12 protein-coding genes are annotated in these 12,710 nt (G+C 38.9%); 6 read left to right on the top strand and 6 right to left on the bottom strand.

Going from position 1 to position 12,710, the window contains the following annotated elements:
• Window positions 1–47 precede the first annotated feature (47 nt).
• A complete protein-coding gene (gene hpf, locus CVS84_RS01875; protein WP_107690925.1) occupies window positions 48–575 on the top strand; it encodes a ribosome hibernation-promoting factor, HPF/YfiA family in 528 nt (175 codons plus the stop codon).
• Between the two features lie 651 nt (window positions 576–1,226).
• Here hpf and CVS84_RS01870 read toward each other — a convergent pair.
• The gene (locus CVS84_RS01870) at window positions 1,227–1,769 is read right to left on the bottom strand and encodes a DUF1523 family protein (RefSeq protein WP_107690924.1); all 543 of its coding nucleotides are present in this window, start codon (window positions 1,767–1,769) and stop codon (window positions 1,227–1,229) included.
• A 71-nt stretch (window positions 1,770–1,840) separates the two neighbouring features.
• Window positions 1,841–4,072 (bottom strand): nitric-oxide reductase large subunit, encoded by a 2,232-nt coding sequence (locus tag CVS84_RS01865; protein WP_107690923.1) that lies wholly within the window; start codon window positions 4,070–4,072, stop codon window positions 1,841–1,843.
• A 217-nt stretch (window positions 4,073–4,289) separates the two neighbouring features.
• Here CVS84_RS01865 and CVS84_RS01860 point away from each other — a divergent pair, with 217 nt between their 5' ends.
• The 3 genes from CVS84_RS01860 to CVS84_RS01850 are packed head-to-tail and all read left to right on the top strand — an operon-like array spanning window position 4,290 to window position 7,129.
• On the top strand, window positions 4,290–5,345 hold the full coding sequence (locus tag CVS84_RS01860; protein ID WP_107690922.1) for an ABC transporter substrate-binding protein: 1,056 nt from the start codon (window positions 4,290–4,292) through the stop codon (window positions 5,343–5,345).
• 3 nt (window positions 5,346–5,348) lie between these two features.
• Window positions 5,349–6,356: a FecCD family ABC transporter permease gene (locus tag CVS84_RS01855; RefSeq protein WP_107690921.1), complete on the top strand. Its 1,008-nt coding sequence runs from the start codon at window positions 5,349–5,351 to the stop codon at window positions 6,354–6,356.
• On the top strand, window positions 6,356–7,129 hold the full coding sequence (locus tag CVS84_RS01850) for an ABC transporter ATP-binding protein (RefSeq protein ID WP_107690920.1): 774 nt from the start codon (window positions 6,356–6,358) through the stop codon (window positions 7,127–7,129). The genes CVS84_RS01855 and CVS84_RS01850 overlap by 1 nt, the downstream gene beginning before the upstream one ends.
• Window positions 7,130–7,173: 44 nt before the next feature.
• Here CVS84_RS01850 and CVS84_RS01845 read toward each other — a convergent pair whose 3' ends face one another.
• Window positions 7,174–7,914 (bottom strand): DUF3944 domain-containing protein, encoded by a 741-nt coding sequence (locus CVS84_RS01845; protein ID WP_107690919.1) that lies wholly within the window; start codon window positions 7,912–7,914, stop codon window positions 7,174–7,176.
• A 160-nt stretch (window positions 7,915–8,074) separates the two neighbouring features.
• On the opposite strand from CVS84_RS01845, the gene CVS84_RS01840 reads away from it, so the two are divergent.
• Window positions 8,075–8,281: a transcriptional regulator gene (locus CVS84_RS01840; RefSeq protein WP_107690918.1), complete on the top strand. Its 207-nt coding sequence runs from the start codon at window positions 8,075–8,077 to the stop codon at window positions 8,279–8,281.
• A gap of 3 nt (window positions 8,282–8,284) precedes the next feature.
• On the opposite strand, the gene recG is transcribed toward CVS84_RS01840, so the two are convergent.
• Genes recG through CVS84_RS01825 form a run of 3 tightly spaced genes read right to left on the bottom strand, consistent with a single transcriptional unit; the run spans window position 8,285 to window position 12,365 of the window.
• On the bottom strand, window positions 8,285–10,099 hold the full coding sequence (gene recG / locus CVS84_RS01835) for an ATP-dependent DNA helicase RecG (RefSeq protein WP_107690917.1): 1,815 nt from the start codon (window positions 10,097–10,099) through the stop codon (window positions 8,285–8,287).
• Window positions 10,089–11,318 (bottom strand): M16 family metallopeptidase, encoded by a 1,230-nt coding sequence (locus CVS84_RS01830; protein ID WP_107690916.1) that lies wholly within the window; start codon window positions 11,316–11,318, stop codon window positions 10,089–10,091. Before CVS84_RS01830 ends, recG begins: the two co-directional genes overlap by 11 nt.
• Window positions 11,319–12,365: a dehypoxanthine futalosine cyclase gene (locus tag CVS84_RS01825; protein ID WP_107690915.1), complete on the bottom strand. Its 1,047-nt coding sequence runs from the start codon at window positions 12,363–12,365 to the stop codon at window positions 11,319–11,321.
• Between the two features lie 131 nt (window positions 12,366–12,496).
• Here CVS84_RS01825 and CVS84_RS01820 point away from each other — a divergent pair, with 131 nt between their 5' ends.
• Window positions 12,497–12,706 carry a hypothetical protein gene (locus CVS84_RS01820; RefSeq protein ID WP_107690914.1) on the top strand — a complete coding sequence of 70 codons (210 nt, stop codon included), beginning with the start codon at window positions 12,497–12,499 and terminating at the stop codon, window positions 12,704–12,706.
• The last annotated feature ends 4 nt before the right edge of the window (window positions 12,707–12,710 follow it).

The following is a 12,710-nucleotide window of genomic DNA, read 5'->3' as shown; positions in this document are numbered from 1 at the left end:
AGTTTTAGCGTGTTATAATCATCTTACTTTCTATAAAGGAGATTACGATGAACATAAGCATTGTAGGAAAACAATTTGAGCTAACAGAGCCAATCAAAAACTATATCCAAGACGCTTTTGATACGCTTAGCAAATACAATCTCGACATCATCTCAGCAAGATGTGTTGTAGCAGCCGATGAAAAACAAGGAAGAAAAGGCTTTAATGCAGAATTTTCTCTAAATATGGCCCATAAAGATACAATAGTCGTTCGCCAAAAAGATAAAGACCTTTACGCTGCGATCGATCTTGCTATCGAAAAAGCATCAAAAGTTTTAAGAAGAGAGCATGATAAGAAATTTACCGTAAAAGGCAAGGCTGACGACAAAGAATTTCGCTCAAGAATAGGTGAAGAAAAGATCGAAGGTGTTGAGGAGATCGTACCTATGGAGCTTGAAATTTATAAACCACTTGAAGTCGAAGAGGCACTTGATAAACTAAAATCAAGCGATAAACAATTTTACGTATTTAACGATGTTGACGCAAAAATGCGCGTGATCTACAAAAGAACAGACGGAACTTTCGGTCTTTACTAAAAACAGGGGCAGCTTTGCCCCTAAAATTTAAGCTAATTCACTATAAATTTTCTTTCTAAAATCTAAAAAACCTGTTGCAAAAACTACTGTGCCAGTAAATGGCTTTAAATTTAAAATTTTACCCAAGCGTTTGAGCGATCCTTTAAGCGTTAAAAATCCAACTATATTTTTGTAAATTTTATGAGTAATTTTTATTTAGCTTTGTTGATTAGATTATTAGAGTTATAAAAACCTTATCAAATTATCAATTTTGGTTTTTAACTCAACGTCCAAACATAATGAAAGAGTACTTTAAAATCAAAAAGTGCCTAAAATTTTACGGAATAGATACCTTTGCATAAGATAGATCTAGATACAAGAAGGCTTCCCTGTAAGCCATTTTAAGAAGATATTGGCGCGAACTAAATAGGTCAACTGATGAATGGCAAGGCAAAGAATTATATGCCCATAAAAAGCGGGTGATTTTCTTAAAAATAATATAGATGTAGAATTTTATTTTATGGACTGGGAAAGAGTAGAAGAATACGGCAATAACACAACAAAGCAAACGAGCTAAAAATGCCTGATGGCGTCAAAAATTTTCAAAGATAAAAGAGAAACAAAGCTCTCTTTTTGATTTTTAAAATATCAAATAGCTAAAACAAATGCTATCTATTTCTCTAAATTTTCACTAGTTTTTGGTCTAAAGGCCTTATTTATCTTTCTTATCCAAATGATTAGCGAGATAAACAAGATAAAGTAAAATACATAGCTAGCTACTGGCCAACTAGTATCTGTGCCACTTTCTTTTAGTGAGATGACATTTCTAAACTCTTGAAGCATAGAAATTCTATATCCATAATATTTTACAGTTACGTTTTTATCGCTATTTGCAAAGCCTTGAGCTTTGGCTTGTACATCAGCTGAGTTAAATTTAAAATAAAACGGAAATCCCCATGCAGTATCCTCATTTCTATAGGCCATGACCTTATTTGAATTATTAGAATCTTTAGTATAGATAAAATAAACATCTCTGGTAGGACCATCTGCCGGATTTTTAGCGTCGATGATACCATCTTTGTCCATACGCTTGACATCGCCACCTGTGATTTGCACATTTGCATAGTGTGGAAACGAATAATCAACTACAAGAGCCAAAAAAGCGTGTAAGAGTACGATAAAAATAACGCAAATTCTTTTAAAAAATGTAATCATTTCTTTCCTTTTAAATTTGCGTTATTTTATGAAAAGATAGCTTAATAAAGGGGCAAAATACCCCTTTAGTTTTAAGCTTTTTTATTAAGTATAAATTTTAGAAGTTGTGCAAAGAAGCTAATACCACCGATTATTAAAATCGTATCGCCAATCATTCTTACCCATCTTAAATTTTGCAAGTGTGATTGTTGTAAAAGCTCAGCGCTTCTTGCATACCACATACCATGCTCTAGGCTTGCAAATGCTTGATAAATTCCTATTGGAAGTAGTGAAAGCACGATCATTAGCATAAGGCCTATATTTAAGCCCCAAAAACCTACTTTCATAAGTTTTTCATCAAATTCTTGACCTTTGAATAGATAAGTAGCTACTAGCCAAACAAATCCAAGTGCCAAAAATCCATAAACACCAAATAGCGCAGCATGTCCGTGAACTGGAGTCGTATTTAGGCCTTGGATATAAAATAGTGAAATTGGAGGATTGATTAAAAATCCAAATACACCAGCACCTAACATATTCCAGAAAGCAACTGCGATAAAGCAGTAAAGTGGCCATTTTAATGTCTTAGCCCAAGTTTGAGCAAACTGAAGTCTGTAGTGCTCATAAGCTTCAGCACCAAGCAATACAAGAGGAACTACCTCAAGTGCTGAGAAGCTAGCGCCAACTGCCATTATAGGTGTTGTAGTGCCTGCAAAATATAAGTGGTGGAAAGTTCCTGGAATTCCGCCTACTAGGAAAAGTGATGCACTCGCAAGCGTTGAAAACGTAGCAAATCTCTTTGAAACAAGACCAAGACTAACAAACACAAAAGCAAGTGAAGCGGTAGCAAAGACCTCAAAAAAGCCTTCAACCCAAAGGTGTACAACCCACCAGCGCCAGTATTCCATTACTGGAAGTGGACTTCTTTGGCCGTAAAATAATCCTGCTCCATAAAATAATCCAACTGCAACAGCTGAAGCTGCAAAGATAGCAAGTAAATTTTTGTCACCTTTGTTCTTAAATCCGCCGATAAATCCGCGAAGTAAAAGTAGCATCCAAATGACAAGACCAACAAATAAAATAATTTGCCAAACACGTCCAAGCTCGATATATTCGTATCCTTGGTGTCCAAACCAGAAGCTTAAATTTATAGGCATAATATTTGCGATCGCTAAATACTCGCCAGCAAAACTGCCAACTACAAGAATTAGTAGTGCATAAAATAGCAAATCTACGCCAAGCTTTTGGAATTTTGGATCTTTGCCGCCATTTATAATAGGTGCTAAGAAAAGACCGCCTGCTAAAAATCCTGTCGCAATCCAGAAGATACTAGCCTGAATGTGCCATGTTCTAGCAAGCGAATATGGAATGTAGGCTGATAAATTTATACCGTAAAATTCTTGTCCTTCGACTGTATAGTGAGCTGTAAAGCCGCCTATTAAAATTTGGAATGCAAAAAGAGCCAAAGTCACAAAAAGATATTTTTTAAGAGCTTTTTGAGATGGAGTTAGGCTTAATTTACTAAGTGGATCTTCGCTAATAGCTTCCAACTTTTCATCATCTTTTTTGCCATAAAAAGAGCTAAACCAAACAAGAAATCCAATACCAGCAATAAGTATCACAACACTTGCGATTGACCAAAAAATATTTTCGCTTGTTGGTACATTATCGATTAGTGGCTCATGTGGCCAGTTGTTTGTGTATGTAGCATCGCTGTTAGGTCTGTTTGCTGCGGTTGCCCAGGCTGACCAGAAGAAAAAGTTATTAAGATCATCTCTATCAGAAGCATTTGGAAGAGTATTTTCTTTCATCGCATAAGCTTCTCTTAAAGATTTAAACTTAGGGTCATTTCCAAAAAGTGATGAATACTCTTGGCTTACTTGTTTCATAGCCTTTAATCTATCGCTGCTAAGTACGATTTTATCGTCTTTTACGCCATTTTCTCGGTACTCTTTTTTAAGTAGAACTTTTAGATTTGCTTTTTGCTCATCATTTAAGTCAGCATATTTTGAGTGATAAATTTCATCTGCTTTTAACTCTAAAAATATAACTAACTCTTTGTGAAGCCAGTCCGCACTCCAATCAGGTGCTTGATATGCGCCGTGTCCCCAAACAGAGCCAACTTGCATACCTCCTATGCTTTGCCAGGCCTCTTGACCTTTATAGATGCTCTCTTTGTCGATCACGACATTGCCATTCTCATCTGTAAAATTTACAACTGGTGGCGAGCTTCTATAAACTTCAACGCCGTAGTAGCCTAAAATACTAAAGCAAATTACTAGTACTGCAACAAGTGCTAGCCAATACTTTTTGTATTCACGCATTGATTCTCCTTTTTTTAAAAATTTTGAGGTGAAGTTTATCTCATTTTAAAAAAGCAAATAATGATATATGTCAACAAAAGGAGAGAATTTATCCTATTAGATTTATAAGAATTTACAAGATATGCAAATTTTTCATAATGTATATGCAAAATTTACATAGAATTAATATAAATATTATTAATATACATGTTTATACTTCAAAAATAAAGGAAAAAATATGCAAATAAATTTTATGCATAAAGTAACCAAATTTAGCCTTGTTGCTTCATTATTTATGGCTCTTAGCCTAAACGCAGCTGAGTCTACAAGAAGCATCACTGATATGCAAGGCGTCAAAGTAAGCGTGCCTGAGAAGGTTGAGAAGATCGCTGCACTGTGGAATGCAAACAACGAGATCATCCTAGCACTTGGCGGTATGGATAAGGTTGTAGCCACAACTGATCTGATCAAAAACAATAAGTGGTTTGAGCACGTCTATCCAAAACTTAAAAATTTACCAGCTGCACTAAATGGCAAAGACCTTCAGATCGAAGAGCTTGTTAAACTTGCACCTGACGTTATCATAGTGTATAACAAAAATTTTCAAGATGAACTTATCAAAAATGGCTTTAGCGCGGTAAATTTGATCTTTAGAGACTATCCAGATATGGAGAAAAGCATCTATGCAACAGCTGAAGTTATAGGCACTGATGATGCTAGAAAAAAAGCTGAAAAACTTGCTAATAAAATCCACGATAACTCTGAGTTTGTAACAGCAAGAACAAAAAATATCCCTGACGCTAAACGTCCAAAAGTACTTCACTTGCTTGGTGGCGCAAATTTGCTAAAAGTTGATGGCACAAACACTATCCAAAACACTTGGATCAAGCTAGGTGGCGGCGTAAATGCTATCAATACTGAGGGTTCAATGATCGAAGTTAGCGCTGAAGAGATCATCAATGCAAATCCTGATATCATCATCGTTGGCGGCAATGACACAGACGCACAGATCAAAAAGATAAAAGAGCACCCTGCATTCTCTGGCTCAAACGCTGTTAAAAACGGCAAAATTTACGGCAACCCAAAAGGTGTATTTAGCTGGGATAGATATGGTGCTGAAAACGTACTTCAAATTTTATGGGCAGCAAAAACTATCCAACCAGATTTATTTAAAGATGTCGATATGAAAGTAAAAACAAAAGAGTTTTATAAAGAGTTTTTAAATCACGATCTTAGTGACAAAGAGTATGGCTATATCTTAAAAGGTCTAAATCCAGACGGTAGTAGCAAGTAAAATATGAAAAACGCAAATTTTTCGCTAGTTGCTATATTTTTAGCCCTGCTTACCATTGTTTGCGCCTTTGTAGCTCTTGGTGTTGGTAGATTTTACATACCATTTAGCGATGTCTTTAGCGTGCTAGCTCACAGCTTTGGCTTTAGCGAGGGGGCAGCTAGCAACATCACAAATGTGATAGAAAATTTGCGTATACCTCGCATCATCGCAGCTATCTTAGTCGGTGCCGCTCTTAGCGTGAGCGGTGCTGCCTATCAAGGCGTCTTTAAAAACCAGCTTGTAAGCCCAGACCTTCTAGGTGTCTCAGCAGGTGCTTGCGTGGGAGCTGCCACTGCTATCATCTTTGATTTATCGCTATTTTGGGTGCAGGCTTTTGCATTTGGCTTTGGTCTAGCAGCTGTTGCTATCACTCTAGCCATACCAAAGATGATGGGGCGCACGAGCACACTTATGCTGGTTCTTTCTGGTATCATCGTAAGTGGCCTAATGGGCTCAATAATCGGCTTTTTAAAATATGTCGCTGATCCTGAAACAAAGCTACCTGACATCGTCTACTGGCAGCTTGGAAGCCTTGCAAAGCTTGATAGCGAAAATTTAAAATTTATAGCCCCAGTGATGATCATCTGCGCCATTTTACTAATCGCCATGAGCTGGCGTATAAATTTACTCTCTCTTGGCGACGAGAGTGCGGCTAGACTTGGCGTAAACGTAGCTTTTGAACGCGCTATCGTTATCATTTGCGCTACACTCCTTACAGCATGTAGCGTCTGCATAAGCGGTATAGTCGCTTGGGTGGGGCTCCTCATGCCACACCTAGCGCGAATGCTAGTTGGTGCAAACAACATAAAAAGCATGCCAGCAAGCATATTTATGGGTGCGATGTTTTTACTCTTTGTGGACACTTTGGCTCGTAGTATAAGCGTAAGTGAAGTGCCTCTTGGCGTACTTACTGGCTTTATTGGCACGGTATTTTTCGTCTGGGTATTGTGGCGAAATAAAAAGGTTGCATGATGCTTGAAGTTAGAAATTTAAACTTTAGCTACCCAAATGGAGCTGGCAAACTAGAAAATGTAAATTTAAAGATAGGCGCTGGGGAAATTTTAACCATACTTGGGCGAAACGGAGCTGGTAAATCAACAACTCTTGGCCTCATAAGTGGCTCACTAAAACCAGTATCTGGAGAAATTTTTCTCGATGGTAAAAACGTAGAGAGTCTAAGCAATAAAGACCGAGCAAAGATAATGGCCTACGTCGCTCAAAGCGAGGTCACAGAGTATGACTACACAGGACTTGAGTTTATAACGATGGGACGTGCAGCACATCTTGGTATCTTTGCAAGACCTAGCAAAGAGGACGAGGAGATAGCTAGAATTTACACCAAAAAGCTTGAGATCGAGTATCTTGAAGAGCGTTTTATTACGCAGATGAGTGGCGGTCAAAAGCAGATGTGTATGATCGCTCGTGCGATGGCTGCGCAGCCTAAGATGATCATATTTGACGAGCCAACGAGCGCGCTTGATTTTGGCAACCAGTATAAATTCCTACGCACCGTCAAATGGCTAAAAGAGCTTGGCTACTCAGTCGTGCTAACCACTCACAACCCTGACTTTGCCGTGCTTCTTGGCGGATATGTAGCACTCGTAAAGGGTGATGGTGAGGTTGGATTTGGCACGGTTGATGAGATCATTAGAAGCGAAAATTTAAGCAAGCTTTACGGACTAAATTTAAACGTGAGCTACATCGACGAAGTAAAAAGAGAGTGCTGCTTAACATATCCTCTTTAAATTTACACTCTCAAAAGAGAAATTCTTTTGAGAGCGCTTTGAGATTAGTTATTTTCTGAATTATTTTGTTTATTTATCAAATATTGCCTTAAAAAAGCTACTTGAATTACTGCTGGTATAGTAACCCTATAAGCAGGACCAGCTACATCCGTTAACGTCCAAAGCCCAGTTATGACCCAGCCTATTGGACCTGCAAAAATACCAATGGTTCTAGTTAAAGCCGCGTTTGCTGCAAGACCAAGTCCTCTACCAAATAAAATTCTAACAATAGTATTTGCAACGATAAGGGCAATTTTATACATAGCAAAACCACTTACCAAAATACTTGCCTGCATAGCAGCTGTTATCGCTTGTGGTTTAAAATCAGTGATATTTAAGCCAAATTCATTTGCTACTTGTTTTAGCTCTTCTTCATTCATTTTTTCCAAGCTATCAGATAGAATTTTCATGAACATATTTTGTTCTATCATTTGTGTGTTTTGAGCCTTAGAGTAATTAACTTTAAGTTTATCGCAAACATCGCATAAAATTTCTTTATACTGAACTCCACCGCCTCTAAATACATTTGCAAAGCTATTGCCACCAAAGCATTGAAGCTCACCCATAATAAGCTCTATATATTCTTTATGATCTGGATAAAATCTTTTGAACAAATCATTGTTTGTAAGATCTTGCGTAATCCTTTCATCACCTTCTTTGCCTTTTATAATATCAACAAGATCATTTAGTTCGTTGCTTTTAAGCTGTCTTAAAAACTCCAAATCTGAATCAAATTTGTAAGCCATTTCTGCTCCTTTTAAAAATAATTTCAAAATGTTATATCAATAAAGCTTAATAATTTTTAAATTTAAGTAATTATTTCTTAAATAATTATATATATAAGAAATTATTCCTTAGTTGATAAGTAAGTGCGTTTTGCAAACAATTCCCATAAAAAGGTAAAAAATGGGAAATAATCTATCAAAAAGAGATATTGCAGGAATTTTAAAAATTGATACAAAAACTCTTTATAATTGGAAGAAAAACAAGCCAGAGCTTTATCGTCTGATTATGCTTGGCTTTAAATTTGATGAGCTTTTAAAGCAAAGTGAGGAAAATTTAAATGAGTTAAAAGAGTTAGCAAAAGAAAATCAAAATTTTAGACTAAAATAGCTACTAAATGTTGTTTGCAAGCGCCGCCACTCTAGCCTTTGCTGCCTGTGTGATATCATCCTCGTAGTCGTAGAAGTTAAAGGTCGCTCCGTGCTGAAAAAAGCCATTTAGTATATCGCCACTTTGGCGGTTTTTCAGATCAAGCTCCGCCACCTTAAAGCCGTCATTTGTCGCGCAAAATTCCTTTAATCTAGCTGGTGCTTCTTTTAGCTTGGTAAATAAAAAGCAGTATCCATCGCCACCATTTCGCCCTACTCTGCCGCGCAGCTGATGAAGTGTGGCAAGCCCTAGCCGCTCAGCGCCCACGATCACTATCGTATTTAGCCTTGGCAGCGAAATGCCAACCTCAACAACGGTGGTTGAGAGCAAAATTTCGCCCTCTTCTCTAAATCGCCTTAAAATTTCTTCTTTTTCTTTATCTTTGCCGTGCGTGACAAAGACATTTTTGAAATTCTTTAGCCAAAAACCCTGCGCCTCGCTTAGACTTTGGTAGTTTGAGCTCTCGCTGCTCTCAACTAGCGGGTAGATGATGGCTACTTGAAAGCCGCCCGCAAGCTGCTTTTTGATGTGAGTTAACAAAAAGCCAAACTCGCTAGCGCCTAAAATTTGACTTGATATATTTTTTTTAAATGGCATCTGCTTTAAAAAGCTAAAATTTACGATAGATGACTGGATCAAACTTAGCGTCCTTGGTATTGGCGTGGCTGAAAACTGCACAAAATTTGCTCGCTTGTCCTCGCTTGAGGCAAGCTCCTCTATCTTTTTGCGCTGATTTGAGCCAAAGCGGTGCTGCTCATCGACCATGACAAGCGGCGAATTTGGTAGCTCGTGAAAGAGTAGCGCATGCGTGCCAACGATCAAATTTGCCCCGCTAAAGTCTATCTTTTTCTCCCCGCTTCGCACCAGCATCACGTTCATAAAAGCGGGCAGCAGCCTCTTTGCTTCATTATAAATTTGCTCACTTAAGATGCTTGTTGGCGCCATCAAAATGGCACTTTGCGGATAGACGCTAAGAGCAGCTGCTAGGATCACTAGCGTCTTGCCGCTTCCCACGTCACCCATTATGACGCGCCTTTTTGCCTGCACAGCGCTAAGGTCGTCTCTGATGTCGTTTATGGCGTTTATCTGGTCGTTTGTCGGCGTAAATGGCAAGCTCTTAAGCCAAGAGCTTATGTCAAAAAGCTTTATTTTAGGGCTTTTAAAGTAGGTTTTTTTCACACTTAGCTTTTTTATGTAGTTAAAAATTTCTACAAATTTTAAGATTTCCACGCCATCATTATCATTTTTTAGGCGGTATAAAATTTGTACACTTTGCTCGTCTAGCCTTTGCAGATCAGCTAGAAATTTAGCCTCTTTTTCATTTAAGCCCTCGGCTAGTAAATTTTGTAAATTTATATATTTTAAGATGAGTTTTTTCAGCTCTTCGTCTTTTAGCTCGGTCTTAAATTTAGGTACGATCTGGCCTATTTTTGTGGTGATTTTTGGATTTACTATCTGCCACGAGCCAAAGGCGTGCGAGCAAAGCCCATATATCGCCATCTCTTTGCCAACCTTAAAAGCGCCGTAGTGCCAAGACTTTGCGTTAAAAATAACGATCTTTACGCTACTTTGCCACAGCTCACAAAAGGCAAGCGCCGTTAGCATACCAGGGCGCGAGGCGAGCGAAGTGATCTTTACATTTATGCAGACCTGCCCTTCTCTTGGGCTCTTAGCGATCGTCGTATCCTCAAAGCTCTTTGGTAGCACAAGAGCAAGGTCAAGCAGGCTAAGCACGCCTATTTTTAGAAGTTTTGCTCTATCGCTTGCTTCAAATTTCATTTTTTAGGACGCAAAAACTTAGCTGATTGATCTCTGCGTGGGCTTTTATGAAGCTATTTAGCTCGCTTAGCGAAAGGGCTGAAATTTTATCCAGATCCTTTAAAAATGCCCCAAGCTCGCCATGCTCATAAAACTCGCTTTGTGCGATATCAAGGCGTTTAAATAGCGTCTCAAGTCTAAGCGGTAAGGAACCAAGCAAAAATTTCTTTGCCTGCTCAAGCTCGGCCTTGCTAACGCCTTTTTTACTAAATTTTAAAATTTCCTCTTTTATAACAGCGATCGCCTCATCTTTTTTCTCATTTTTTGTCTGCATGTAGCCGTAAAGCTGGCTGTAAGAGAGATTTAACAAATTTCTAGCATAGGCGCTATAAGCAAGCCCTCTTTTCACGCGGATCTCCTCCATGAGCCTCGAGCCAAAGCCGCCCTCGCCCAAGATAAATGTCGCCACTGCGGCCTTGTATTTCTCCTCAGGTCTTACGTTAAATGGCGCACCAAAGTAGATATATGCCTGCTCGCTTTGCCTTACTATCTCGCTGGTTTCGCACTTGTTGCTTGGACTAAAACGCTCTAGCTTTCGCACCTTGCCAAGCTCTAAAATTTCTAAAACCTTAGCCAGTTCTTTTGTTTGCTTCTCATCGATGTCGCCGCCTAGCACGCAAAGCAAATTTGAAAGGTCCAAATGATCATTTAAAAACTTCCTCACGTCTTCAAGCGTTATAGCTTTAATGCTCTTTTTCGTGCCGATACTTGGCAGAGAGAGCACGCTTTTTGGATATAAAAGCTCAAATAGCCCCTGCCTTGCCACGTAGTCAAAGTCATTTTCATTTGCTGCGATCTCGCCAAGTGTGACGGTTTTGCACCTATTTAGGATATCATCTGTCAAATTTGGAGCAAGTAGTAGCTCTTTTAGCTTGCCACACGCAAAGGCAAAGTGCTCTTTTAAGCAGTTTATATCTATACAAAATGTCTCAAAGCCGCAACTTGCGTTTAGGCTAATCGCCCTTACTTCAAGCTCTTTGGCAAATTTAGCCGATCCTAGCTTTATATCGCCCTCGTTTAGTAAATTTGCACTTAGTCTAGCTAGGCCTGCGAGCTTGCCATTTTGCGAGCTACCAGCTGCTTTGAAAACTAGTTTTAGGCTCACTACTGGCATCGCTTTTGAGCTTTCAAAAACGACTGGAATTTTTATATTTTTTACATTGATATCTAAAATTTTCATCTAAAATTTCTCCAAAATATCGTAGTTTGTGTTGCGCTTAGCTGGAATTTCTCCGACATCCTTTATAAGCTCGATCATCTGATCTTGATTCATCCTAAAGCTAGCACCTGCGGCCTTTACAACATTTTCTTCCATCATTGTGCTGCCAAGGTCGTTTGCGCCAAAAAGAAGCGCTAGCTGACCAACGTAGCTGCCCTGTGTAACCCAGCTGCTTTGGATATTTTTAAAGTTATCCAAAAAGAGTCTTGAGACGGCAAGTAGCCTAAGGTAGACGTTTGAGCTTTGCTTTTTTATCTCAGGGAATTCTTGCATGAGCTTTGTATTTAGCCCTTGAAAGCTCCAAAGTATAAAGGCTCTAAAGCCAGCCGTCTCATCTTGTAAATTTCTGATATGTTCCCAGTGCTCCACGATCTCACGTATGCTCTCAACCGTGCCAAACATCATCGTCGCAGTTGTCTTCATGCCAAGCTCGTGCGCCTCTTTATGTATGCGAAGCCAGTCTGCGGTGTCGCATTTTTTAGGGGCAATGATGTCACGCACCCTATCACTTAATATCTCCGCTCCAGCCCCTGGCATCGAATATAAACCTTTTTCGTTTAAGCGTCTTAAGACCTCTTTTGTGGAAATTTTTGAAATTCTTGCGATGTAGTCGATCTCAACGGCTGAGAAGCCATGTATCGTGATGCTTGGATAGTGCTTGCTGATGTAGCTTACAAGCTCCTCGTACCACTCGATCTTTAGCTTTGGATGAACGCCGCCTTGAAATAAAATTTGAGTGCCTCCAATGGCGATTAGCTCTTCGATCTTCTTGCCGATCTCCTCAAAACTTAGCACATAAGCGTCCTCTTCTTTTGCGTGGCGGTAAAATGCACAAAATTTACAATCCACCCAGCAGACATTTGTATAGTTGATGTTGCGATCTACGATAAAGGTCGTTATGCCATCTGGATGAAGCTCTTTTTTTCTAGCTAGCGCCATCTTGCCAAGCTCGTGAAGCGGTGCATTTTCTATAAGATCGATGGCTTCATTTACACTAAGTCTTTTCAAATTTAACCTTTTATTTTGCTTATTTTTGGGCGAGAGTTTAGCCAAAAATGCTTTTAAATCTGATAAATCATGTCGTTACCAAATTTTTAACTTTAGCAGATAGAATATGCAAACTTTTTTAAGGAGCAAATATGAAAAAGATAGTTTTAGCCGCAGTTGTAGGCCTATTTTTAGTTGGTTGTGCCAAAAATGAGCCAAAGCCAAACGAAGCTGCACATGCAGAATGTGGCTGCCCTCACCACCAAAACATGGCGACAAAAGATAAGGGAAGTTGCGAACACCACGGTGGCATGCAAAATGGCGGCCATGCACATGACCACCAAATGATGCATAAACATTAATTAA

The sequence above is a fragment of the Campylobacter concisus genome, assembly GCF_003048575.1.
GTDB classification, from domain to species: domain Bacteria; phylum Campylobacterota; class Campylobacteria; order Campylobacterales; family Campylobacteraceae; genus Campylobacter_A; species Campylobacter_A concisus_U.
Note: the sequence above shows the minus strand (reverse complement) of the source record. Positions and strands in the feature narration are given on the sequence as shown.

Excerpts from the sequence above, each read along its gene's own strand:
- hpf (WP_107690925.1), top strand. The coding sequence starts at position 48 with ATGAACATAAGCATTGTAGGAAAACAATTTGAGCTAACAGAGCCAATC.
- CVS84_RS01830 (WP_107690916.1), bottom strand. The coding sequence starts at position 11,318 with ATGAAAATTTTAGATATCAATGTAAAAAATATAAAAATTCCAGTCGTT.
- CVS84_RS01855 (WP_107690921.1), top strand. The coding sequence starts at position 5,349 with ATGAAAAACGCAAATTTTTCGCTAGTTGCTATATTTTTAGCCCTGCTT.
- CVS84_RS01865 (WP_107690923.1), bottom strand. The coding sequence starts at position 4,072 with ATGCGTGAATACAAAAAGTATTGGCTAGCACTTGTTGCAGTACTAGTA.
- CVS84_RS01845 (WP_107690919.1), bottom strand. The coding sequence starts at position 7,914 with ATGGCTTACAAATTTGATTCAGATTTGGAGTTTTTAAGACAGCTTAAA.
- CVS84_RS01840 (WP_107690918.1), top strand. The coding sequence starts at position 8,075 with ATGGGAAATAATCTATCAAAAAGAGATATTGCAGGAATTTTAAAAATT.
- CVS84_RS01870 (WP_107690924.1), bottom strand. The coding sequence starts at position 1,769 with ATGATTACATTTTTTAAAAGAATTTGCGTTATTTTTATCGTACTCTTA.
- recG (WP_107690917.1), bottom strand. The coding sequence starts at position 10,099 with ATGAAATTTGAAGCAAGCGATAGAGCAAAACTTCTAAAAATAGGCGTG.
- CVS84_RS01850 (WP_107690920.1), top strand. The coding sequence starts at position 6,356 with ATGCTTGAAGTTAGAAATTTAAACTTTAGCTACCCAAATGGAGCTGGC.
- CVS84_RS01860 (WP_107690922.1), top strand. The coding sequence starts at position 4,290 with ATGCAAATAAATTTTATGCATAAAGTAACCAAATTTAGCCTTGTTGCT.
- CVS84_RS01820 (WP_107690914.1), top strand. The coding sequence starts at position 12,497 with ATGAAAAAGATAGTTTTAGCCGCAGTTGTAGGCCTATTTTTAGTTGGT.